Consider the following 22,389-nt stretch of genomic DNA (forward strand, 5'->3'; position numbering starts at 1 on the left):
CCCCGCCGAACGCGAGCCCGGCAGCTTGCGCCACAGCACCGGCGACAGATTGAAGCCGACAAGATAATCCAGCGCGCGGCGGGCCAGATAAGCCTCGACCAGTGGGCCATCCACCTGACGCGGGTTTTTCATCGCCTCGGTGACAGCCGCCTTGGTGATCGCGTTGAAGGTCACGCGTTCGACCTTTTTGCCCTTCTTCAGGCTTGAGGCCAGCGCCTCTTGCAGGTGCCAGGAAATCGCCTCGCCTTCGCGGTCAGGGTCGGTCGCCAGAATCAGGTGGTCATCGGTTTTCAAGGCGTCGGCGATGGCCTTCACATGCTTGCGACTTTCGGCCGCAACTTCCCAAAGCATGGAAAATCCGTCTTCGGTGTTGACCGAACCATCCTTGGGCGGCAGGTCACGGACATGGCCGTAAGACGCCAGAACGGTGTAATCCGAACCCAGATATTTGTTGATTGTCTTAGCCTTGGCGGGCGATTCAACCACTACGACAGCCATGAATCCCTCATCCTTCAAGACCCTACAGAACGCCGGGCAACATGTGGGCGGGGGGCGATCTTGTCAAGGAACCGCCTGCTATAGGGTTTTGCGCGCTGATTTTGCCGCGAAAGATCAGGCAATCCGCGCCAGCAGACCACCCGGCTGGCGTTGCACCCGGCCCTCAAGTTCAAGGTTCAGCAGTTCCGGGGCGAGCGTTGCGGGGGGCAAGCCGATGTCACGGATCAACTGATCCTCGGCCAGGGGGCTGGGGCCCAGCCGGTCCAGAATTTGCTGGTGCAACTGGCTGATGTTGGTTGGGCGGGGCGTGGGTGCGGGTGGTGGTGGCGCCGGTTCCATCCGCCGCACGGGAGCAGCGATGTTGGTGGGGGCTAGTGCTGCCAGCACATCTTCGGCCCCGCGCACCAGAATGGCCCCGTCGCGGATCAGCGCATTGCAGCCGCCCGCGCGCCCGTCAAAGGGATGGCCGGGCACGGCCATCACCTCGCGCCCCTGTTCCAAGGCGAGTTTCGCGGTGATCAGACTGCCCGATTGGCTGGCCGCCTCGACCACCACCACGGCGCGCGACAGCCCGGATACGATGCGGTTGCGAAGGGGGAAATGCCGCGCTTGCGGTTCGGTGCCGGGCGGCTGTTCGCTGATCAGGCAGCCTTTCTCGGCCAGTTTCTTCGCCAGATCGGTATTTTCTGCGGGATAAATCACGTCGATGCCGCCTGCCAGCACGGCCACAGTGCCGCTGTCCAGCGCTGCCTCATGCGCCACTGTGTCGATGCCCCGCGCCAGACCCGAGACGATGGCATGGGTCTGACCCAGCGTTTCCGCCAAACGCCGCGCCATGCGAATGCCCAAGGACGAGGCATTCCGCGCGCCGACCAGCGCCAGCATCGGTCGCGCCAGCAAATCCTGCCGCCCTTTGACCCATAAAATCGGGGGCGCATCAGACAGTTCGGCCAGTGCGGGGGGATAGTCCGCTGTGCCGTGACAGACGAGCCGCGCCCCCGCGCGACGGCCTGCGGCCATTTCCGTCAAGACAACGCCTTCGGGACAGCATTCATAGTCTTTGACGCCGGCCGCCTTCGCCACATCGGGCAAGGCGGCAAGGGCGGCTGCGGCGCTGCCATATTCCGCCAGCAGCCGATGCCAAGTCACAGGCCCGACCCGGCGCGAACGGATAAGACGCAGTTTGTCGATCATGTCTTGGTCGCGGGCCATAGGAATCTCCACTTTCCCTTGTCATCGCGCGAATTGGTTAAGCTTGGGTGAATCGACTCGTTGATCCGCCGCGCGGAATTTGATCAAATGCCGCCAAACCAACAGGAGAGACGACCATGCTGAACGCCGAAATCGCCCTGCGCCGGGATGATGCCATTTCCCGTGGCGTGGGCATGATGACGCAGATCTATGCCGACCGGGCGCTGAATGCCGAGGTTTGGGATGTGGAGGGCAACCGCTATATCGACTTTGCGGCGGGGATTGCGGTGGTGAACACGGGGCATTGCCATCCCAAGGTGATGGCGGCGGTGGCGCATCAGATGACCAAGTTCACCCATACCTGCCATCAGGTGCTGCCCTATGAGCCCTATATCCGGCTGGCCGAGCGGCTGAATGTAGCGGTGCCGGGGGATTTCCCGAAGAAGACCGTCTTTGTGACGACGGGGGCCGAGGCTTGTGAGAATGCGGTGAAAATCGCCCGGATCGCGACGGGGCGGTCGGGGGTGATTGCTTTTGGCGGCGGGTTCCATGGCCGCACCTTTATGGGCATGTCGCTGACGGGGAAGGTGGAGCCTTACAAGAAAGGCTTTGGCCAGATGATGCCCGATGTCTGGCACGTGCCTTTCCCGATGGGGCCGCAGGGGATTTCGACCGAGGATTCGCTGGCGGGCATCAACAAGCTGTTCAAGGCGGACCTTGATCCGGGTCGGGTCGCGGCCATCATCTTTGAACCGGTGCAGGGGGAGGGCGGGTTCAACCCGGCCCCGGCGGACCTTGTCCGCGCGATCCGCAAGCTTTGTGATGAGCATGGGATCGTGATGATTGCCGACGAGGTTCAGACCGGCTTTGCCCGCACCGGGAACCTGTTCGCCATGCATGGCTATGATGTGGCCCCGGATCTGACCACCATGGCGAAGGGGTTGGCGGGGGGGCTGCCGCTGGCGGCGGTTACGGGGAAGGCGAGCCTGATGGACGCGGCCCATCCCGGCGGTTTGGGCGGCACCTATGGCGGCAATCCGTTGGGAATTGCAGCGGCCCATGCGGTGATGGATGTGATCGAGGAGGAAAACCTGTGCGCCCGGGCCAATGAACTGGGCTCGCGGTTGAAACAGAAGCTGGAGGAAATCCGGTCCACCACCCCCGAAATTTCCGACATCCGCGGCCCCGGTTTCATGGTCGCCGTGGAATTTGCAAAGCCGGGGTCGGGCGAGCCGGATGCGGGCTTTACCGGCCGGGTTCGGACCGAGGCTTTGAAACGGGGGCTGATTTTGCTAACCTGTGGGGTCTATGGAAACGTCGTCCGATTCCTCGCCCCGATCACGATTCCGGAGGCGCATTTTACGGAAGCCTTGGGGATTTTGGAGGAGTCGGTCAAGGCCGCGCGGCTGTAGTTTTCACGCGTGAAAAGTCGCGTAAGGCGTTGAAAGGGAAGGGTAAACGTTTTGGCGTTTACCCTTTGGTAAGGGTGATTGGGGGGTGTCGAATGGGGGCCTTTTGGTAGGGTGCGCATTCATGGCGCACCTTTTTGCGGCGTGATGGTGCGCCATGAATGCGCACCCTACAACGCTTTCTTAACCATCACCTGTCACTCATGCCCGATGTCGGAATATCTTCGCCCGCGCCAAAAGGGTGCTTCGATCTTTTTCACGGTGAACCTTGCGCAACGCGGGTCTTCGTTGCTGGTTGATCATGTCCAAGCCTTACGCGAAGCGGTGCGCCAGACCCGTCACGAACGTCCCTTTGCCATCGTGGCTTGGGTCGTTTTGCCCGACCATCTGCATTCCGTCTGGACCCTGCCCGAGGGCGACACCGATTATTCCACCCGCTGGGCGGTGATCAAGGCGCGGTTCTCCCGCGCCATGCCGCAAACAGCGCAACGCGCCAGCCATGTGGCGCGGCGGGAACATGGGTTGTGGCAACGGCGGTTTTGGGAGCATCACATCCGCGACGAAAGTGACCTTGCGGCGCACATCGGATATTGTTGGCATAATCCCGTCAAACACGGTTTGGTTGATCATCCGAAGGATTGGGTTTATTCGAGTTATCACAGAGATGCGTAGGTTGCGCCTTCATGGCGCACCTTTTCGCGCGTGATGGTGCGCCATGAATGCGCACCCTAAGGGGGTTGGTTTGCAGCATTTTAACCGAGGAACATTTTGTTTTGAAATGAAGGCATGAAAATGGCGCTTGTTTGGGTGGATTTCAATCGAAGCCTTGGGGCCGGGGTCTTTGCATTTTCAAAGCGGGACGAAGCTCAAGATATTGATGGACGTATTGTTCCTATCCATGCGGGTTTGCGTGTTGTCGCGTTTGATCACGATATTTTGGAGGACGGATCGAAAGGATTGATGGTTGTTCCGGCAGTTGTCTGTTTTAATTCCGAAAAAGAGGGGCCTTTCACAGCTTACAAATGGTGCGTTCAAACGACGGGCGATTATCGGTGGGTGACATTTCAAGAGGCGTGTCAAATCGTATAGAAATCCGTAGGTTGCGCCTTCAGGGCGCACCTTTTCGCGCGTGATGGTGCGCCATGAATGCGCACCTTACGGCGAATATCCATTTGAGGTGATCGGCCGCAGGGGGTGTTGCCCCCCACCCCCCTTGCCCCCACCCCCCACTCGGCCCTATCCAAGCCCATCCCAACCAACCCCCGAGTCCCATCATGAACCTGCCTGTTCCCGTCCTGACCATCGGCCTGTTGCTGATGTCGAACATCTTTATGACCTTTGCCTGGTATGGGCATCTGAAGTTCAAGACGGCGCCCTTGCTGACCGTCATTCTGGTCTCTTGGGGGATCGCGTTTTTTGAATATGTCTTGCAGGTGCCGGCCAACCGGATTGGGCATGGGCATTTCAACGCGGCGCAGTTGAAGACCATTCAAGAGGTTTTGACGCTGTCGGTGTTTGCCGTGTTCTCGGTCTGGTATCTGAAGGAGCCGCTGGGCTGGAACCATCTGCTGGGGTTCAGTTTCATCGCGCTGGGCGCGTTTTTCATCTTTCACAAATGGGCCTGAACCCACAGAGACGCTGAATTTCTGTGCATTCGGGCCGTTTACAGGGGCGGCGCGGGGGCCTAGCCAAGGGGCATGCGCCAGACCCGTTTCCTTGACCGGACCAGCCCGCCCCATATCGCCACCCTGATCCTGATTTGCGGGTTGGGGGCGCTGTCGTTGAACATCTATTCCCCCTCTTTGCCGTCGATGGCCAAGCATTTTGGGGTGGATTACGCGCTGATGCAGCTGACGGTGTCGCTGTATCTGGCGATGACGGCGGTGATCCAGATTGTGATCGGCCCGATTTCTGACCGGTTTGGCCGGCGGCCGGTGCTGTTGGCGGCGGTGGTGATCTTCACGGTGGCAACCTTGGTGGCCCTGTTTGCGCCGAACTATGAAACCTTTGTGGTGGCGCGGATGGTGCAGTCGGTGATCGCCTCGGCCTTTGCGCTGTCGCGGGCGGTGGTGCGGGATGTGGTGCCAGCGGATCAGGCGGCCAGCTGGATTGGCTATGTGACGATGGGGATGTCGCTGGTGCCGATGGTGGGGCCGGCGGTGGGGGGGATGCTGGACAAGGCCTTTGGCTGGCAATCGACCTTCTGGTTGCTGGCGGGGGGCGGTGTGGTGCTGTTCGCACTGCTTTGGCAGGATCTGGGCGAGACAGCCCCCAAGGGCAACGGGCGGTTCATTGATCAGGTTCGGGCCTGGCCGTCGCTGCTGAAATCGCAACGGTTCTGGGGCTATTGTCTGGCGGCGGCCTTTGCCTCGGGCGCGTTTTTCGCCTTTCTGGGGGGGGCACCCTATGTGGGGTCGACGCTGTATGGGATGGATGCGGCGACTTTGGGGGCTTATTTCGCGGCACCGTCGATTGGCTATATGGCGGGGAATTACTTTTCGGGGCGGTATTCGGTGCGGCTGGGGCTGAACCGGATGGTGATGCTGGGGGCCTTGGTGGGGACGGCGGGGATGGCGGCGATGGTGCTGCTGGATCTGGCGGGGCAGATGGGGGCGGTGGCGTTCTTTGGGCTGATGATTCCGGTGGGACTGGGGAACGGGATTTTGCTGCCGAGTGCGAATGCGGGGATGCTGTCGGTGCGGCCGGAATTGGCGGGGTCGGCGGCGGGGCTGGGCGGGGCGATCACGATTGCCGGGGGGGCGGCTTTGGCGGCCTTGGCGGGTTGGTTGCTGGAGGGGGGCAGTGCGACACCGCTGGTCTGGGTGATGTTTGGGACATCGGTTCTGGGGGTGGCGTCGGCGCAATGGGTGATCGTGCGGGCGCGGGCGGTGATGCGGGCGGGGTGACGCTTTGGTTGACGGCTGACTTTGCAAAGGCGTAGCGTGATTTGCAAAGGGGCGGGGCGATGCATCAAAAGCTGTATGCGGGGGTAAAGCTGCGAGAGTTGCGGGGCCGGCTGGGGCTGTCGCAGGCGGGCTTTGCGGCCAAGCTGGGGGTGTCGCCGCCCTATCTGAACCAGATGGAGCAGAACAATCGGCCGGTGTCGACGGGGGTGGTTCTGGCGCTGGCGCGAGAGTTCGGCTTTGACGTGGGTGAGCTGAGCCAGGGGGATGCCGAGCGGGTGGTGAGCGACCTGCGGGAGGTGCTGGCGGATCCGGTCTTTGTGGGGGTGGCGCCGGGTCTGGCGGATATGCGGCTGGCGGCGAGCAATGCGCCGGCGCTGGCGCGGGCGTTCCTGGATCTGCACCGGGCCTATCGGCAGGGGCAGGATCGGCTGGCGGGGCTGGATGCGGCGCTGGGGCAAGAGGTGCGGGGACTGTCGCCTTGGGATGAGGTGCGGGATTTCTTTCACTATCGGGACAATTACCTGGATGCGATTGACCGGGCGGGCGAGGCCTTTGCGCTGGGGGGGGAAGGGGCGGAGGCGGCCCTGGCGCGGATGGGTGTGCGGCTGGCGTTGGGGGGGGAGGATCTGCGGCGGTATGAGGCGGGGTCGCGGCGGCTGACGCTGTCGGGGCGGGCGAGCGGGGCGACGCGGCGGTTTCAGGTGCTGCATCAGCTGGGGTTGTTGACGCAAGGGTCGCTGATCGAGGCGGCGCTGGACGCGGCGGGGTTTCAGGCGGAAGGGGCGCGGGCGATCGCAAAAGTGGGGCTGGCGAACTATTTTGCGGGGGCGGCGTTGATGCCCTATGGGGCGTTTCTGGCGGCGGCGCGGGAGGAACGGCACGATCTGGAGCGGTTGGCGGATCGGTTCGGGGCGTCGCTGGAGCAGGTGGCGCATCGGTTGTCGACGCTGCAAAGGCCGGGGGCGAAGGGGATTCCGTTCTTTTTCGTGCGGGTGGACCGGGCGGGGACGATCACGAAGCGGCATTCGGCGACAAAGCTGCAATTCGCGCGGTTCGGGGGGGCTTGTCCCTTGTGGAACGTGCATGCGGCGTTTGAGACGCCGGGGCGTTTCCTGCGACAATTGGCAGAAACGCCGGATGGGTTGCGGTATTTCTGTCTGGCGCGGGATGTGACGAAATCGGGGGGCAGTTTCCACGCGCCGATGCGGCGCTATGCGATCGGCCTGGGCTGCGAGATCGGCCATGCGGGCGATCTGGTCTATGCCGATGGGATGGATCTAAAGGGCGGGTTTGATCCGATTGGCATTTCCTGCCGGATCTGCGAACGACCGCACTGTCCGCAAAGGTCGGTGCCGCCCTTGGCGCATGGGCTGCGGATCGACCCGGACCGGCGCGGGATCCTGCCCTATGAGATTGGCGAATGAAGGGGTGATCAAGGGCCGGCCCCACGAAGCGGTGGCCTGCGCGCGCAGAGGGGCGCAGGCCGGGCCGAAGGGTCAGGCGAGCAAGGCGGCGATGGCGTCTTTCAGCTGCATCCTTTGCCGCCGTAATTGGCGTTCGGTGTCTTCGGACGCGGGTTTTACATGGGTTTCGATGGCGTGGATTTCGCGGTTGAGCTGGTGATAATCCTCGGCCAGCCGGGCGAAATGGGCGTTGGTTTGTTTCAGGCTTTGGATGGTCTCGGCCTTGCCGGGGAATTCTTCGATCAGTTCATGCGGGGTGTGGGACATGCCTTCTCCTCTGGTGTCTTGCTTGGCAAGTTTGCCAGAGGAGAGGGTTTGCCGCCTTGATCCGGATCAATCAGCGCTGGGATTGGGCCCAGTTCGGGTTGATCCAGGGTTCCAGATTGGAGCGGGGCAGGGGCATCTTGTCCAAAAGGTGATCAGAGACCTTTTCCCCCACCATAATCGAGGGGGCGTTCAAGTTGCCGTTCGTCACCTGCGGGAAGATCGAGCTGTCGGCGACGCGCAGCCCTTCGACGCCGATCACGCGGGCTTGGGGGTCGACCACGGCCATCGGATCATCGGCGCGGCCCATACGGGCGGTGCCGCAGGGGTGATAGGCGCTTTCGGCGTGCTGGCGGATGAAATTGTCCAGTTCCTCATCGGTCTGATAGCCCGCGCCAGGTTGGATTTCATGTTTGACATGGGGCTGCATGGCCTGTTGGCCAAAGATTTCGCGCGTCAGGCGGATGCAGCGGCGGAATTCATCCCAATCGTCGGGGTGCGACATATAGTTGAAGCGGATTTCAGGCGGGGCCTCGGGATCGGAGGATCGAAGCGTGACCGCGCCGCGCGACTTGGACCGCATGGGGCCGACATGGACCTGAAAGCCGTGGCCCTCGGCCGCCGCCTTGCCGTCGTAGCGGACGGCGATGGGCAGAAAGTGGTATTGGATATCGGGATAGTCGATGCCCGCGCGGGAACGAATGAAGCCGCAGCTTTCAAACTGGTTCGATGCCCCTAGGCCGGTGCGGGTGAACAGCCATTGCGCGCCGACCATCGCCTTGCCCAAGAGGTTCCAGTATTTATAGAGCGTGATGGGCTGGCGGGCGGCGAACTGCATGTAGATTTCAAGATGGTCTTGCAGGTTCTGGCCGACCCCTCCTCGATCGGCCAGAACCGCGACCCCATGCGAACGCAGTTGCGCCGCGGGGCCTATGCCAGAATTCAGCAGGATTTTCGGGCTGTTGATCGACGAGGCGGCAAGGATCACCTCGCGCGCGGCGGGGATAATTTCCAAGACTCCGCCGCGCCGCACCTCGACCCCCGTGGCGCGAAGGCCGTCAAAGGTGACGCGGCGGGCGAGGGCGCGGATGAGTTGGACTTTGCCCGTTTTCAGCGCGGGACGCAGATAGGCGTTGGCGGCGGACCAGCGACGACCTTTCCAGATCGTCGCCTCCATCGCGCCAAAGCCTTCTTGCTGTTGGCCGTTGTAATCGCCCGTCACCGGATAGCCCGCCTGTTCGCCCGCCTGAATGAAGGCGTTGAACAGGGGGTTGGTGCGGGGACCACGGGTGATGTGGAGGGGGCCATCGTGGCCACGGTATTCGCTGGCGGGGCCGCCGTGCCAGTGTTCCATGCGTTTGTAATAGGGCAGGACATCGGCATAGGCCCAGCCTTGGGCACCCATTTCTTCCCATGTGTCAAAGTCGCGGGCATGGCCCCGGACATAGACCATGCCGTTGATCGAGGAGGAACCGCCAATGACCTTGCCGCGGGGGGTGGCCAGAACGCGGCCGCCAAGATGGGGTTCGGGTTCGGATTTGAGGCCCCAATCGTAGATGCCCATGTTCATGGGGTAGGAAAGCGCCCCCGGCATCTGGATGAACGGCCCGGCATCAGTGCCGCCGTGTTCGATGATGGTGACGCTGCGGCCCGCCATCGCCAGACGATAGGCCATGGCGCATCCGGCGGAACCGGCCCCGACGATGACGAATTCAGAGGCCATCATTCCCCCCTTGGAAAGCGTTTGGAGGTTTCGAGGATGTTCAGATCCATATGGTTGCGCATGTAGCGTTCGGAGGCTTTTTGCAGCGGCTGGAAATCCCATGGGAAATAGGCACCATTGCGCAAGGCTTCGTAAACGACCCAGCGCCGGGCTTGGCTGGCGCGGACATCGGCGTCGAAACGGTCAAGATCCCAGCGGGCCAGCGCCTCTGTTTTCAGTGTAGACAGGGTTTCGGCATGGGCGGGATCGGCTGCGAGATTGTGCAATTCCTGCGGATCGTCGGCCATGTTGAACAGCATGTCGGGGTCAAGTTTGCACAAAACCAACTTCCACGGGCCGCGGCGCAGGGCGACCATCGGCGCCTCGGACGCCTCGGCGGCATATTCCATGGCGACGGGTTCGGCGCGGGTTTGGCCCTGCATGAGGGGGAGGAGTGAGGTGCCGTCGGTCCAAGGCATGACCTCGGACAGATCAATCCCGGCCAGTGCGCAGAGGGTGGGGGTCACGTCGAGGGTCGATACCGGCGTGTCGATGTGGGCCGGGGTGATGCCGGGCGCGGAAATCATCAGCGGGACGCCCGCCGAATGTTCAAAGAAGTTCATCTTGAACCACATGCCGCGTTCGCCCAGCATATCGCCATGGTCTGACAGGAAGAGGATGATCGCCTCTTGGCGGGTCGCTTTCAGCGCCTCTAGAACCTCGCCGATCTTGTCATCGACATAGGAAATGTTGGCGAAATAGGCTTGGCGCGAACGGCGGGTCATCTCATCCGTCAGGTCATAGTTCGCGGCGTCCGAAGCCTTATAGATGCGCTGGGAATGGGGGTCGCTTTCAGCATAGGGGATAGGGGCCGTGGCGGGGTCGAGATAGGCGCAGTCGTTGTACAGATCCCAGTATTTCTTGCGCGCGACATAGGGGTCATGCGGATGTGTCAGGCTGACGGTCATCATCCAAGGGCGGTCGTCGGCCCCGCGTGACAGGTCATAGACGCGTTGGGTGGCGTGGAAGGCCACCTCGTCATCATATTCCATTTGGTTGGTGATTTCGGCGATGCCTGCACCGGTGACGGAACCCATGTTGTGATACCACCAGTCGATGCGTTCGCCGGGCTTGCGGTAGTCGGGGGTCCAGCCGAAATCGGCGGGGTAGATGTCGGTGGTCAGGCGTTCCTCGAACCCGTGCATCTGGTCGGGGCCGACGAAATGCATCTTGCCCGAGAGGATGGTGCGATAGCCCGCACGGCGCAGGTGGTGGGCATAGGTCGGGATGTCGCTGCGGAATTCAGCGGCATTGTCATAGACGCCGTTGCGCGAGGGCAATTGCCCCGACATGAAGGCGGCGCGGGCGGGCGAGCAAAGGGGGGACGCCGTATAGGTCTGCGAAAAGCGCACCGACTTTGCGGCAAGGGCCTTGAGGTTGGGGGCATGCAGCCAATCGGCGGGACCATCGGGGAAGAAGGGGCCGGCGAGTTGATCGGCCATGAAGATCAGGATGTTGGGCTTTTTGGACATTTTTTCCCCTTGGGTCTTCAGACCGGGCCTTGTTGAATTTCATTGTCGAGCACCGAGAGAACGAGGCTGATCGCCTGTTTACGGGCATCGGGGCTGGTTTGGACGATCTGGCGCAGATAGACGCCGTCGATCAGCGCGGCCAAGGCATCGGCCACACGGGGCGCGCGGGCACCGACAAGCGGGCGCAGGTCGTGGCAAAGGTTGGTGCGGATGCGGCCCTGATAGATGTTCAGCAGGCGTTTCGCCTCGGGCAGGGTCTGGGCCATGACATAGAAGGTGAGCCAAGCGCCCACCACCTCGCGCCGGAAACTGGCGGCGCTGAACGAGGCTTGCACCAGCGCCTGCAAGCGGCCCTTGTGGCCATTGGCGACGGACAAAGCGCCGCGCACCTCGGCCCCATAGATCGCAAGGACATGGCGCATGGCCGCCAGAAACATGTCTTCCTTCGATCCGAAATAGTGATGGGCCAGTGCCGAAGACATGCCTGCACGTTTTGCAATCTGGCTGACGGTGACATCCAGATTGCCCGCCCGACCGATTTCGACAATCGTGGCGTTGACCAGCGCTGCCTTTCGGATAGGCTCCATTCCAATCTTTGGCATCGAACCCCGGGCCTTTCGCAGATTTTGCTTGCCAGACGGGGGTAGACCGAAGTTTATTGACTCGTCAATCAACAAAAACTCAGGGAGCCTGCCATGACCCTTAAACATCTGCTTCTTGCCACCGCCCTTTCGGGCATGGCATCTGCCGCTTACGCCGAAGGCTGTGACAGCATTGCCTTTTCGGATGTGGGTTGGACCGATATCACGGTGACAACCTCGGCCACGAAACAAGTTTTGACTGCGCTGGGCTATGGCGTCGATGTCAAGATTCTGGCCGTGCCGGTGACTTTCGCCTCGTTGGAATCGGGCGATGTGGACGTATTCTTGGGCAACTGGATGCCCGCACAAGCCGGGGCGATCGGGCCCTATCTGGAAAGTGGCAGCATTGAAACGCTGACGACGAACCTGACGGGCACGAAATATACCTTGGCTGTGCCGACCTATCTTTATGACAAGGGCCTGAAAACCTATGCCGACGTGCCGAAGTTCAAGGAAGAATTGGAAGGCAAGGTCTACGGGATCGAGCCGGGGAACGAAGGCAACGGCTATCTGATTTCGCTGACCGAGGCTGGAAAGGCCTTGGAAGGGATGGAAGTGGTCGAAAGCTCGGAACAGGGGATGCTGGCACAGGTGTCGCGTTTCTATCCCGACCAGAAGGGCGTGGTCTTCCTGGGCTGGGAACCGCATCCGATGAACGCGAACTTTGATCTGAAATACCTGACCGGCGGCGAAGATTTCTTTGGCGGGGAAGGCACGGTTCATACGGTGACGCGCAAAGGCTATGCGGCGGAATGCCCGAATGTGGCCAAGCTGTTGACCAACCAGACCTTCACCTTGGCCATGGAAAACGAGATCATGGGCAAGATTCTGGACGGTGGCGAAGACCCGGATGCGGCGGTGGCGGCCTGGATCAAGGCGAATCCGGCGGTGCTGGACGCTTGGCTGGCGGGTGTCACGACCAAGGACGGGGCCGAGGGTCTGCCTGCGGTCAAAGCGGCCTTTGGTCTGTAATTCCGGTTTGAAACGGCGGGGCCAGACCCCGCCGTTTTCAATTCGCAGCCCCGTTTCGGGAAGGGCCACGCATGTTTGAGACGCTGAACGAGGCCACGACAGGGTGGCTGACAGCATGGAAAATTCCGGTGGGGGATTGGTCCAAGGCGGCTTTTGACTGGTTGCAGTCGAATGGCAAGCCTGTGTTCGACCTGATCCGCCTGATGATGGAATCGGTGATTGACGGGATGCTGTGGGTGATGATGGCGATTCCGCCCATCCTGATGGTGGCCCTTTTCATGGCGCTGACTTGGTATTTGCAGCGCAGTTGGAAGATTGTGACGCTGGTGGGCCTAGGCTTTCTGTTCATCATCAATCAGGGCTATTGGCCGCAGACGATGGAAAGCATGACGCTGATCCTTTTGTCTTGTGCGACCTGTATGGCGATTGGGGTGCCGGTGGGGATTGCCTGCGCGCATCGGCCAAAGCTCTATGCGGCGTTGAGCCCCGTTCTGGATCTGATGCAGACGCTGCCGACGTTTGTTTATCTGATCCCGGCGATTGTCTTCTTTGGTCTGGGGATGGTGCCGGGGCTGATTGCAACGGTGATCTTTGTGCTGCCCGCGCCGATCCGGCTGACCTATCTGGGGGTTGCGAGCACACCAACGGCGCTGATGGAGGCGGCGACGGCCTTTGGGGCGACGCCAAGCCAGCGGCTGTGGAAGGTGGAACTGCCCTATGCGCTGCCGCAGATCATGGCGGGGATGACGCAGGCGATCATGTTGTCACTGTCGATGGTGGTGATTGCCGCGATGGTGGGGGCGAATGGGTTGGGCGTGCCGGTGGTGCGGGCCTTGAACTCGGTCAACACCAAGCTGGGCTTTGAATCGGGTTTCATCATCGTGGTGGTGGCCATTTTGCTGGATCGTATGTTGAAGGTGACGCGGAAATGACAGGCGCAGCAGTCACATTTGACAAGGTTTCCATCGTCTTTGGCGATCGCCCAGAACGGGCCTTGCCCTTGATGGATCAGGGCAAGACGCGGGCCGAGGTGCAGAAGGCGACGGCGCAGGTGCTGGGGGTGCATGATTGCAGCCTGACCGTGGCCGAGGGCGAGATTCTGGTGCTGATGGGCCTTTCGGGGTCAGGCAAATCGACGCTTTTGCGGGCGGTGAACGGGCTGAACCCGGTGGTTCGCGGTTCGGTCAAGGTGCGGCATGGGGATTTCGCCTGTGACACGGCGAATTGCTCTGCGGCAGATTTGCTGCATGTGCGGCGGTCGATGATTGCGATGGTGTTCCAGCAATTCGGGCTGTTGCCCTGGCGGACGGTGCGGGAAAACGTGGGTCTGGGTCTGGAACTGGCGGGGATGTCGCTGGCGGAACGGACGGGCCGGGTCGATGGGCAATTGGCGCTGGTGAACCTGTCGCAATGGGCGGACCGTCGGGTGGGCGAGTTGTCGGGGGGGATGCAGCAAAGGGTGGGTTTGGCGCGGGCCTTTGCCACCGAAGCACCGATTTTGCTGATGGATGAACCCTTTTCCGCCCTTGATCCGCTGATCCGGTCGCGGTTGCAGGATGAGTTGCTGGATCTGCAAAAGCGGCTGAAGAAGACGATCATCTTTGTGAGCCATGATCTGGATGAGGCGTTCAAGATCGGCAACCGGATCGCCCTGATGGAGGGCGGGCGGATCGTGCAGTGTGGGACGGCAAGGGAAATCATCGCCAATCCGATCAGCGATTATGTCGCGGATTTCGTGGCGCATATGAACCCCTTGGCGGTGCTGACGGCGCGGGATGTGATGGTCGCGGGGCCGGGGGCGGAAGGTGCGCCCGAGGTTGGCGTCGATGCGCCGGTTAAGGCGGTGATGGGGCTGATCGAAAAGGGGGCGGTCGAAGTGACCGTGACCGAAGGCGACAAGGTGGTGGGGGTGATCCGCGCGCCGTCGCTGATGGGGCGCTTGGTCAACCCGCGCGGGGTTTGATTTGCAAATTGCAGGGTTGCCCTTGCCAATGATTTGCAAATTATCCCGATTTTGCTTTTCGCCCCGGCCTGTGCATCTTAGGTTACAGGCAGGCCGGGGCGGAGGGCGCGATGAAGGACATTCTGACAGAGCTTGAGGCGCGGCGGGCCGAGGCGCGGGCGGGCGGCGGGGCGCGGCGTGTGGAAGGGCAGCATACCAAAGGCAAGCTGACCGCGCGAGAACGAATCGAATTGCTGCTGGATGAGGGCAGCTTTGAAGAGTTCGACATGTTCGTGCAGCATCGTTGCAGTGATTTCGGCATGGAGGAAACGCGGCATCCGGGCGATGGGGTGATCACCGGCTGGGGCACGGTAAATGGGCGGCAGGTCTATGTCTTTGCACAAGATTTCACGGTGCTGGGCGGGTCGGTTTCAGAAACCCATGGGGCCAAGATCTGCAAGATCATGGACATGGCGATCCAGAACGGGGCGCCGATCATCGGTTTGAATGACAGCGGTGGGGCACGGATTCAGGAAGGCGTGGGTTCGCTGGCGGCCTATGGCGAGATTTTTCAGCGGAATATTCTGGCGTCTGGGGTGGTGCCGCAGATCAGCCTGATTATGGGGCCTTGCGCGGGGGGGGCGGTCTATTCGCCCGCGATGACCGACTTTATCTTTATGGTGAAGGATTCGTCTTACATGTTCGTGACGGGGCCGGATGTGGTCAAGACCGTGACGAATGAACAGGTCAGCGCCGAAGAACTGGGTGGGGCGGGGACGCATACGAAACGGTCGAGCGTGGCGGATGGGGCCTATGATAACGATGTGGAGCTTTTGGCCGAAACGCGGCGGCTGATCGACTTTCTGCCCCTGAACAACCGGGAAAAAGCGCCAGTGCGGCCGTTCTTTGATGATCCGGCGCGGGTGGAGGCAAGCCTGGATACGCTGATCCCGGACAATCCGAACCAGCCCTATGATATGAAAGAGCTGATCACCAAGGTCGCGGATGAGGGGGATTTCTTTGAAATCCAGCGGGACTTTGCGGGGAATATCGTGACGGGTTTCATTCGGTTGGAAGGGCAGACGGTCGGCGTCGTGGCGAACCAGCCGATGGTGCTGGCGGGCTGTCTGGACATTGATGCCAGCCGCAAGGCGGCACGGTTTGTGCGCTTCTGCGATGCCTTTGAAATTCCGATTCTGACGCTGGTCGATGTGCCGGGTTTCCTGCCGGGCACAGCGCAGGAATATGGCGGGGTGATCAAGCATGGGGCCAAGCTGCTGTTCGCCTATGGCGAGGCGACGGTGCCGAAGGTGACGGTGCTGACGCGGAAGACCTATGGTGGGGCCTATGTGGTGATGTCGTCGAAACATCTGCGTGGCGATTTCAACTATGCTTGGCCCACAGCAGAAGTGGCGGTGATGGGGGCCAAGGGGGCGACGGAAATTCTATATCGCAGCGAATTGGGCGAGCCTGAAAAGATCGCGGCACGGGTGAAGGACTATGAGGCGCGCTTTGCCAACCCGTTTGTGGCGGCCGAGCGGGGTTTCATCGATGAGGTGATCATGCCGCATTCGACACGGCGTCGGGTGGCGCGGGCCTTTGCCAGCCTGCGGGGGAAGCGCCAGCAGAACCCGTGGAAAAAGCACGACAACATCCCGCTATGAGGGCCTGATGGAAGAAGTCACCGAACTTTTGACAACGCCGTCAGGGCTGATTGTCAGCCTGATCGAGGTGGTGAATGATGCGCCCGGCCCCGAGGGGTTGACCACGCGTTTTCGGTTTCTGGCCCCTGATCTGGCGGGGGTCGATTTCGATCTGGCGGCGGCAGATATGCTGCATCTTTGCCAGAGCTATGCGCTGTCTCAGCTGCCCAAGATCGGCCCTGAGGCCAGCCAGATCATCATTTCGCTGTCGGATCGCCTTGTGCCTTTTGGGGAGGCGGCCCCCGAGGCCTTGCAGTATTTCGAGGCCTATCGAATCGAGAACGGGGAATGCGTGTGGGAAATGTATTGATGGGCCTTGGGCCGAAAATGGCCGATGGGCGGGCAGGGGGCTTGGGGCCGATGGTTTTGCTGCCTAAAGATGGGCTGTCCAAACATAGGAAAGGGACAGGAACATGGATTATCGCCGCGTCGTGCTGGTCGCTTGCATGGGGCTTTTCATGGCCGCTTGCGCGCCGAAACCTGAACCCATGCCGGTTGTCGAGCCGGTCTCGGTCGAGCCGACCTATACGGGCAAGATGTAATCTTGACCGGCTGGCGCGCCCTTCGCATGGCGGAGGGCGGCCATGCTGAAACATCGCGGCTTTCCGGGGCGCTATCCTGGCACCGATTTTCAATTCACCATTCGCCGCGCCAACCATAAGGATGGCGTGACCAAGCTGATCCGGCGGGAACGCTATAAGGATCGCAAGAAGCTGGACAAGGCCGTGGATGCGGCCTTTATCAAGGCGATCTGGGAAAATTTTGGCGAAGAGCCGTTCGAGCGGGGCAATCTGGACGCGGGGCGCCTGTCCTGGGTCTTTGGGCGCGAGGTTGTGCCCGCCGAAGACCCGTTTGACCCCGAAAGCTATGAGGCCTTGTTGCGGCTAGACCTGAGCCGGGCGCAGACGGCTTTTCCCGAGGCTTTTGCCCCGGATGAAGCGCCGGTCGAATATGACGACTGGGGCGATGAGGATGACTGAGGCCTTGGCCCCTGCCCGCGTTGTAATGCGCGACTTTCCGCGCAAGCCTTTGGAATTTCGGCCAGTTTCAGCGCAGTTGACGCAAGGGCCGGACAAAGGCTTTGCACCCGTGCGGGGGCTTTGGCAGGGTGCATCAAGGGGCAAAGGCGCGATGATCTTTCCCCCGATCTGTCAAGACTGTTACCCTTCCCCTTGGGGGCAGTTCGGCCTTTCCCCGGCCGGACTGCCCCGCTTTTCCGGGTTTCTGGCGAAAGATCGCTGTTCGGACCAAGGTCTGAACGGAATCGGCTTTCATGAACCGGAACTTTCGTTAAAATCCTGCGTTACAGAAAAACACTATGGAGGCCGAGCGCCATGCGTAAAACCATTCTCATTTCGATGCTTCTTGCCAGCGGTGCCCTGTCGGCCTGCGTCTCGCAGCCGGGTCAGCCGGGCATGCTGGAAACCCAAACTGGTCGCGCCCTTGTTGGTGCGGGAATCGGTGCGGTTATTGCCGACAATCAAGATGAAAACATGTTGGCCGGCGCTGCTGCCGGTGGCATGGCCGGGGCGCTGTCATGTGCGGTTCCCGGGATTAACGGTTGCCGCTACCCGTGATCTGACGGCCCAACGGCCATTGATGGGAAACTCAAGGCCATCCGGGCAATCCGCCCGGGTGGCCTTTTCTTTTGCGCGGCGGAGGCCCCTGTGATGTTCAAAAAGATCCTGATTGCGAACCGGGGGGAGATTGCCTGCCGAGTGATCAAGACCGCGCGGAAGATGGGGATCGCGACGGTGGCGGTCTATTCGGACGCTGACCGGAACGCGTTGCATGTGCAGATGGCGGATGAGGCGGTGCATATCGGGCCTTCGCCTGCGGCGCAGTCTTATATTGTGATTGAGCGGATCATGGCGGCGGTGCGGGCGACGGGGGCGGATGCGGTGCATCCGGGCTATGGCTTTCTAAGCGAGAATCGGGATTTCGCGGCGGCTTTGGAGGCGGCGGGCGTGGTGTTTATCGGGCCGCCCTCTGGTGCGATTGAGGCGATGGGGGACAAGATCACCTCGAAGAAGATCGCGATGGAGGCGGGGGTTTCAACGGTTCCGGGGCATATGGGGCTGATTGCCGATGGGGATGAGGCGGCGCGAATCGCGGGGGAAATCGGCTATCCGGTGATGATCAAGGCCAGTGCGGGCGGCGGCGGCAAGGGGATGCGGATCGCGTGGGACGAGGCCGAGGCGCGCGAAGGCTTTGGCGCATCGCAACGCGAAGCGGCGGCGAGTTTCGGGGATGACCGGATTTTCATCGAAAAGTTCGTGACGCAGCCCCGGCATATTGAAATTCAGGTGCTGGCGGATGGGCATGGGAATTGCGTCTATCTGCATGAACGGGAATGCAGCATTCAGCGGCGGAACCAGAAGGTCATCGAAGAAGCGCCCTCGCCATTCTTAGATGAGGCGACGCGGAAGGCGATGGGGGAGCAAGCCTGCGCCTTGGCCCGCGCCGTGGGCTATACCAGCGCGGGGACGGTGGAGTTCATCGTCGATGGCAGCCGGAATTTCTATTTTCTTGAGATGAACACGCGGTTGCAGGTGGAACATCCGGTGACGGAGCTGATCACGGGGATTGATCTGGTGGAACAGATGATCCGGGTGGCGGCGGGGGAAAAGCTGGGGTTTGCCCAAGCGGACCTGAAGATCAACGGCTGGGCGATGGAAAGCCGTTTGTATGCGGAAGACCCCTATCGCAACTTCCTGCCCTCAATCGGGCGGCTGACCCGCTATCGCCCGCCGATGGAAGGGCCGGGGCTGCGGAACGATACGGGGGTCTATGAGGGCGGCGAGATCAGCATGTTCTATGACCCGATGATTGCCAAGCTTTGCACTTGGGCCCCGGATCGGGCGGAGGTGATTGCGGGAATGGCTACGGCCTTGGACGCGTTTGAGGTGGAGGGGATCGGGCACAACCTGCCCTTTGTTTCCGCCGTCATGGGGCATCCGCGGTTCCAGTCAGGGAATATCACGACGGCCTTTATTGCCGAGGAGTATCCCGACGGATTCAAGGGGGCGGTGCTTTCTGCGGCGGTGCTGGAACAGGTGGCCGCCGCCGCAGCGGCGATGCATCGGGTGGCGGAGATCCGGCGGGCGCGGATTTCGGGGACGATGGACAACCACACGCGGCGGGTGGGGGATGATTGGGTCGTCAGCCTGCAAGGGGAGCGGCTGGCGCTGACGATTGCGGCGGACAAGGGCGGGGCGACGGTTTCCATCGGCGGGCGGGCGCTGCGGGTTGAAGGCGATTGGGTGCCGGGGCAGACGCTGGCGCGGATGGTGGTGGACGGTCAGCCCTTGGTGATGAAGGTCGGCAAGGTGCCGATGGGGTTCCGGCTGCGCCTGCGGGGGGCGGATTTGAAGGTGCTGGTGCAGACGCCGCGTCAGGCGGAACTGGCGGCGCTGATGCCCGAGAAGCAGCCGACCGATACGTCGCGGTTCCTTTTGTGCCCGATGCCGGGGCTGGTCGTTTCGCTGGCGGTGGCTGAGGGGGATGAGGTGCAGGAAGGGCAGGCCTTGGCAACCGTCGAGGCGATGAAGATGGAGAATATCCTACGGGCCGGGCGTTCGGGCGTGGTGGGGAAGGTGCATGCCAGGGCGGGGCAGAGCCTGCGGGTGGATGAGGTGATTTTGGAGTTTGCGTGAGGGCGTTGTCTGGGCGAGTGGTGGGTTTCACCCACCCTACGGATGGGGCGAGCGGGATGGTGCGCCATGAATGCGCACCCTACGGGGTAGGACGATGACGGACAAAGCCACTTGGGAAGCCTTGGCGCGGAAAGAATTGCGCGGGGGCGAGCCTGACAGTCTGACTTGGGCGACGCTGGAGGGGATTGCGGTGAAGCCGCTTTACACCGCCAGCGATGTGCCGGGCGATCCGGGCTTGCCGGGGGTGGCGCCCTTCACGCGGGGGGTGCGGGCCACGATGTATGCTGGCCGCCCCTGGACGATCCGGCAATATGCCGGGTTTTCGACGGCGCAGGAGAGCAACGCCTTTTACCGCAAGGCGTTGGCGGCGGGGCAGCAGGGGGTCTCGGTCGCCTTCGATCTGGCGACGCATCGGGGCTATGACTCGGATCATCCCCGCGTGGAAGGCGATGTCGGCAAGGCGGGCGTGGCGATTGATTCTGTCGAGGATATGAAGGTTCTGTTCGACGGAATTCCCTTGGACAAGATTTCGGTCAGCATGACGATGAACGGGGCGGTGATCCCGATTTTGGCGAATTTCATCGTGGCGGGGGAGGAGCAAGGGGTTTCCAAGGCGGCGCTATCGGGGACGATTCAGAATGACATTCTGAAAGAATTCATGGTGCGGAACACCTATGTCTATCCGCCGGAACCCAGCATGCGGATCATTGCGGATATTATTGAATACACGGCGGCGGAAATGCCGAAGTTCAATTCGATTTCGATCAGCGGCTATCACATGCAAGAGGCCGGGGCGAATTTGGTGCAGGAACTGGCCTTTACGCTGGCGGATGGGCGGGAATATGTGCGGACGGCCCTTGCGCGGGGGATGAAGGTGGATGATTTCGCGCCGCGCCTGTCGTTCTTTTTCGCCATCGGGATGAACATCTTTATGGAAGCGGCCAAGCTGCGGGCGGCGCGGACGCTGTGGCATCGGGTGATGGCGGGGTTCGGGGCGCAAAAGGCGGAAAGCCTGATGTTGCGGACGCATTGCCAGACCAGTGGTGTCAGCTTGCAGGAGCAAGACCCTTATAACAACATCGTGCGGACGGCCTATGAGGCCTTGGCGGCGGCTTTGGGGGGGACGCAGAGCCTGCATACGAACAGTTTTGATGAGGCGATGGCGCTGCCGACGGAGTTTTCGTCACGGATCGCGCGAAACACGCAGTTGATCTTGCAGGAAGAGACGGGGGTGACGAAGGTCGTCGATCCTTTGGCCGGGTCATACTATGTGGAAAGCCTGACGGCTGAGATGGCCGAGGCGGCCTGGGCCTTGATGGAAGAGGTGGAGGCCTTGGGGGGCATGACCAAGGCGGTGGCGACGGGGATGCCAAAGCTGCGGATCGAGGAGACGGCGGCCAAGCGGCAGGCGATGATTGACCGGGGGGATGAGGTGATCGTCGGGGTGAACAAGTATCGGCCAGAGCAGGCGGATGCGGTGGCGATCCGGGCGATTGACAACCATGCGGTGCGGGCGGGGCAGGTGGCGGGGCTGGCCGCTTTGCGGGCTGGGCGCGACGAGGCGGCGTGTCAGGCCGCGCTGGCGGAGTTGACGCGGCGGGCGGCGGAAGGGGGGAACCTTTTGGCGGCGGCGGTGGATGCGGCGCGGGCGCGGGCGAGCGTCGGGGAAATCAGCCTGGCGATGGAGCGGGTTTTTGGGCGGCATGAGGCCGAGGTGAAGACTTTGGCGGGGGTCTATGGGGCGGCCTTTGCGGGGGATGAACGCTTTGCGGCGATCCAGCGCCAGATTGATGCCTTTGCTGAAGTGGAGGGACGCAGGCCGCGCATTCTGGTGGTGAAGATGGGGCAGGATGGGCATGACCGGGGGGCGAAGGTCATCGCGACGGGCTTTGCTGACATCGGGTTTGACGCCGAAATGGGGCCTTTGTTCCAGACGCCCGAGGAGGCCGCCGAGGATGCGATTGCGCGCGGGGTGCATGTGGTGGGGATTTCATCTCAGGCGGCGGGACATCTGACGCTGGCGCCGCAATTGGTGCAGGCGCTGCGCGACCGGGGGGCGGGGCATATCATCGTGGTCTGTGGCGGGGTGATTCCGCAGCAGGATTATGAATTCCTTTATGAAAATGGCGTACGCGCGATTTTCGGCCCCGGAACGCCCATTCCGGATGCAGCGCGCCAGATTCTTGGGCTGATCCGTCGGACGAATGAACCCTTGGATGAGCGTTTCGCCTAAATATTCACCATTGCGTGAAATTTGTGCATGAGCCTTGGGCAGGGCGGCGGATTCCGTCGCCCTTGGTCATGAAAGCGACCTCATGCCGTTGCGGCCAATCTTTTCAGCGGCTGTTCTGACCAAGGCCAGAGCGATCTGGCAGGAAATGGTGTGCGGTGGCGAGCTGATGTGGAAGTCCGTCACCACCGCACGGGGTGCAACTGATGTTGCCGTTTGAATATCTGCGCCTTGCCCGGAAAAGGGAAGGCCTTCAGACGGCCCGAACAGGGGATGGACA

22 protein-coding genes are annotated in these 22,389 nt (G+C 61.8%); 16 read left to right on the top strand and 6 right to left on the bottom strand.

The features are described from left to right. Both IE095_RS18265 and dprA read right to left on the bottom strand, forming a co-directional pair. The coding region (locus IE095_RS18265; RefSeq protein WP_229804506.1) for a toprim domain-containing protein at positions 1-498 on the bottom strand (498 nt) is incomplete at its 3' end. 114 nt (positions 499-612) lie between these two features. Continuing rightward, the gene (gene dprA, locus IE095_RS04780; protein WP_189410473.1) at positions 613-1,710 is read right to left on the bottom strand and encodes a DNA-processing protein DprA; all 1,098 of its coding nucleotides are present in this window, start codon (positions 1,708-1,710) and stop codon (positions 613-615) included. Positions 1,711-1,826: 116 nt separating this feature from the next. Between dprA and IE095_RS04785 the strand changes: the two genes are divergently transcribed. The 6 genes from IE095_RS04785 (at position 1,827) to IE095_RS04810 (ending at position 7,428) form a co-directional block, all read left to right on the top strand. After that, the gene (locus tag IE095_RS04785; RefSeq protein ID WP_189410474.1) at positions 1,827-3,101 is read left to right on the top strand and encodes a 4-aminobutyrate--2-oxoglutarate transaminase; all 1,275 of its coding nucleotides are present in this window, start codon (positions 1,827-1,829) and stop codon (positions 3,099-3,101) included. Between the two features lie 207 nt (positions 3,102-3,308). Next, positions 3,309-3,770, top strand: coding sequence for an REP-associated tyrosine transposase (locus IE095_RS04790; RefSeq protein ID WP_189410475.1), 462 nt, complete (start codon positions 3,309-3,311; stop codon positions 3,768-3,770). Positions 3,771-3,884: 114 nt separating this feature from the next. Continuing rightward, a complete protein-coding gene (locus IE095_RS04795) occupies positions 3,885-4,187 on the top strand; it encodes a hypothetical protein (protein WP_189410476.1) in 303 nt (100 codons plus the stop codon). Positions 4,188-4,369: 182 nt separating this feature from the next. Further along, positions 4,370-4,723, top strand: coding sequence for a DMT family protein (locus IE095_RS04800; RefSeq protein WP_189410542.1), 354 nt, complete (start codon positions 4,370-4,372; stop codon positions 4,721-4,723). A 72-nt stretch (positions 4,724-4,795) separates the two neighbouring features. Next, a complete protein-coding gene (locus IE095_RS04805; protein WP_189410477.1) occupies positions 4,796-6,004 on the top strand; it encodes a multidrug effflux MFS transporter in 1,209 nt (402 codons plus the stop codon). 59 nt (positions 6,005-6,063) lie between these two features. After that, positions 6,064-7,428, top strand: a complete 1,365-nt coding sequence (locus tag IE095_RS04810; protein ID WP_189410478.1) for a helix-turn-helix domain-containing protein — start codon at positions 6,064-6,066, stop codon at positions 7,426-7,428. Positions 7,429-7,500: 72 nt separating this feature from the next. Here the strand turns inward: IE095_RS04810 and IE095_RS04815 are convergent, their stop codons facing one another. The 4 genes from IE095_RS04815 to betI all read right to left on the bottom strand — a co-directional run bounded on the left by IE095_RS04815 (position 7,501) and on the right by betI (position 11,552). Next, positions 7,501-7,734, bottom strand: a complete 234-nt coding sequence (locus tag IE095_RS04815) for an HP1242/YdcH family protein (RefSeq protein WP_189410479.1) — start codon at positions 7,732-7,734, stop codon at positions 7,501-7,503. Between the two features lie 70 nt (positions 7,735-7,804). Next, complete coding sequence (gene betA / locus IE095_RS04820) at positions 7,805-9,454, bottom strand: choline dehydrogenase (RefSeq protein WP_189410480.1); 1,650 nt, start codon at positions 9,452-9,454, stop codon at positions 7,805-7,807. Beyond that, positions 9,454-10,965, bottom strand: a complete 1,512-nt coding sequence (gene betC, locus IE095_RS04825; protein WP_189410481.1) for a choline-sulfatase — start codon at positions 10,963-10,965, stop codon at positions 9,454-9,456. Before betC ends, betA begins: the two co-directional genes overlap by 1 nt. Before the next feature lie 17 nt (positions 10,966-10,982). Then, a complete protein-coding gene (gene betI, locus IE095_RS04830) occupies positions 10,983-11,552 on the bottom strand; it encodes a choline-binding transcriptional repressor BetI (protein ID WP_229804508.1) in 570 nt (189 codons plus the stop codon). Positions 11,553-11,660: 108 nt separating this feature from the next. Here betI and choX point away from each other — a divergent pair, with 108 nt between their 5' ends. From choX to scpA, 10 genes are all read left to right on the top strand, one after another. Then, a complete protein-coding gene (choX, locus tag IE095_RS04835) occupies positions 11,661-12,578 on the top strand; it encodes a choline ABC transporter substrate-binding protein (RefSeq protein WP_189410483.1) in 918 nt (305 codons plus the stop codon). 71 nt (positions 12,579-12,649) lie between these two features. Then, complete coding sequence (gene choW / locus IE095_RS04840) at positions 12,650-13,510, top strand: choline ABC transporter permease subunit (protein WP_189410484.1); 861 nt, start codon at positions 12,650-12,652, stop codon at positions 13,508-13,510. Beyond that, entirely contained in the window at positions 13,507-14,541 is a 1,035-nt protein-coding gene (choV, locus tag IE095_RS04845) for a choline ABC transporter ATP-binding protein (RefSeq protein ID WP_189410485.1), read from the top strand. The genes choW and choV overlap by 4 nt, the downstream gene beginning before the upstream one ends. A 110-nt stretch (positions 14,542-14,651) precedes the next feature. Continuing rightward, complete coding sequence (locus IE095_RS04850; RefSeq protein ID WP_189410486.1) at positions 14,652-16,184, top strand: acyl-CoA carboxylase subunit beta; 1,533 nt, start codon at positions 14,652-14,654, stop codon at positions 16,182-16,184. Positions 16,185-16,191: 7 nt separating this feature from the next. Then, on the top strand, positions 16,192-16,533 hold the full coding sequence (locus IE095_RS04855) for a DUF6497 family protein (RefSeq protein ID WP_189410487.1): 342 nt from the start codon (positions 16,192-16,194) through the stop codon (positions 16,531-16,533). A 103-nt stretch (positions 16,534-16,636) separates the two neighbouring features. Next, entirely contained in the window at positions 16,637-16,765 is a 129-nt protein-coding gene (locus IE095_RS18570; RefSeq protein WP_268247710.1) for a hypothetical protein, read from the top strand. 42 nt (positions 16,766-16,807) lie between these two features. Further along, positions 16,808-17,203, top strand: coding sequence for a hypothetical protein (locus IE095_RS04860; RefSeq protein ID WP_189410488.1), 396 nt, complete (start codon positions 16,808-16,810; stop codon positions 17,201-17,203). A gap of 354 nt (positions 17,204-17,557) precedes the next feature. Beyond that, a complete protein-coding gene (locus IE095_RS04865; protein WP_189410547.1) occupies positions 17,558-17,800 on the top strand; it encodes a YMGG-like glycine zipper-containing protein in 243 nt (80 codons plus the stop codon). A gap of 93 nt (positions 17,801-17,893) precedes the next feature. Then, positions 17,894-19,879 carry an acetyl-CoA carboxylase biotin carboxylase subunit gene (locus IE095_RS04870; protein ID WP_189410489.1) on the top strand — a complete coding sequence of 662 codons (1,986 nt, stop codon included), beginning with the start codon at positions 17,894-17,896 and terminating at the stop codon, positions 19,877-19,879. 94 nt (positions 19,880-19,973) lie between these two features. Further along, the gene (scpA, locus tag IE095_RS04875; protein ID WP_189410490.1) at positions 19,974-22,112 is read left to right on the top strand and encodes a methylmalonyl-CoA mutase; all 2,139 of its coding nucleotides are present in this window, start codon (positions 19,974-19,976) and stop codon (positions 22,110-22,112) included. The last annotated feature ends 277 nt before the right edge of the window (positions 22,113-22,389 follow it).

It is taken from the genome of Neogemmobacter tilapiae, assembly GCF_014652215.1.
GTDB lineage: Bacteria > Pseudomonadota > Alphaproteobacteria > Rhodobacterales > Rhodobacteraceae > Neogemmobacter > Neogemmobacter tilapiae.

What these genes read in the sequence shown, in the direction of transcription:
- IE095_RS18570 (WP_268247710.1), top strand. Translation starts at nt 16,637, where the DNA reads ATGGATTATCGCCGCGTCGTGCTGGTCGCTTGCATGGGGCTTTTCATG.
- betI (WP_229804508.1), bottom strand. Translation starts at nt 11,552, where the DNA reads ATGGAGCCTATCCGAAAGGCAGCGCTGGTCAACGCCACGATTGTCGAA.
- IE095_RS04850 (WP_189410486.1), top strand. Translation starts at nt 14,652, where the DNA reads ATGAAGGACATTCTGACAGAGCTTGAGGCGCGGCGGGCCGAGGCGCGG.
- betC (WP_189410481.1), bottom strand. Translation starts at nt 10,965, where the DNA reads ATGTCCAAAAAGCCCAACATCCTGATCTTCATGGCCGATCAACTCGCC.
- IE095_RS04795 (WP_189410476.1), top strand. Translation starts at nt 3,885, where the DNA reads ATGAAAATGGCGCTTGTTTGGGTGGATTTCAATCGAAGCCTTGGGGCC.
- dprA (WP_189410473.1), bottom strand. Translation starts at nt 1,710, where the DNA reads ATGGCCCGCGACCAAGACATGATCGACAAACTGCGTCTTATCCGTTCG.
- IE095_RS04815 (WP_189410479.1), bottom strand. Translation starts at nt 7,734, where the DNA reads ATGTCCCACACCCCGCATGAACTGATCGAAGAATTCCCCGGCAAGGCC.
- scpA (WP_189410490.1), top strand. Translation starts at nt 19,974, where the DNA reads ATGACGGACAAAGCCACTTGGGAAGCCTTGGCGCGGAAAGAATTGCGC.
- IE095_RS04860 (WP_189410488.1), top strand. Translation starts at nt 16,808, where the DNA reads ATGCTGAAACATCGCGGCTTTCCGGGGCGCTATCCTGGCACCGATTTT.
- choX (WP_189410483.1), top strand. Translation starts at nt 11,661, where the DNA reads ATGACCCTTAAACATCTGCTTCTTGCCACCGCCCTTTCGGGCATGGCA.
- IE095_RS04790 (WP_189410475.1), top strand. Translation starts at nt 3,309, where the DNA reads ATGTCGGAATATCTTCGCCCGCGCCAAAAGGGTGCTTCGATCTTTTTC.
- choW (WP_189410484.1), top strand. Translation starts at nt 12,650, where the DNA reads ATGTTTGAGACGCTGAACGAGGCCACGACAGGGTGGCTGACAGCATGG.
- IE095_RS04785 (WP_189410474.1), top strand. Translation starts at nt 1,827, where the DNA reads ATGCTGAACGCCGAAATCGCCCTGCGCCGGGATGATGCCATTTCCCGT.
- betA (WP_189410480.1), bottom strand. Translation starts at nt 9,454, where the DNA reads ATGGCCTCTGAATTCGTCATCGTCGGGGCCGGTTCCGCCGGATGCGCC.
- IE095_RS04870 (WP_189410489.1), top strand. Translation starts at nt 17,894, where the DNA reads ATGTTCAAAAAGATCCTGATTGCGAACCGGGGGGAGATTGCCTGCCGA.
- IE095_RS04855 (WP_189410487.1), top strand. Translation starts at nt 16,192, where the DNA reads ATGGAAGAAGTCACCGAACTTTTGACAACGCCGTCAGGGCTGATTGTC.
- IE095_RS04810 (WP_189410478.1), top strand. Translation starts at nt 6,064, where the DNA reads ATGCATCAAAAGCTGTATGCGGGGGTAAAGCTGCGAGAGTTGCGGGGC.
- choV (WP_189410485.1), top strand. Translation starts at nt 13,507, where the DNA reads ATGACAGGCGCAGCAGTCACATTTGACAAGGTTTCCATCGTCTTTGGC.
- IE095_RS04865 (WP_189410547.1), top strand. Translation starts at nt 17,558, where the DNA reads ATGCGTAAAACCATTCTCATTTCGATGCTTCTTGCCAGCGGTGCCCTG.
- IE095_RS04805 (WP_189410477.1), top strand. Translation starts at nt 4,796, where the DNA reads ATGCGCCAGACCCGTTTCCTTGACCGGACCAGCCCGCCCCATATCGCC.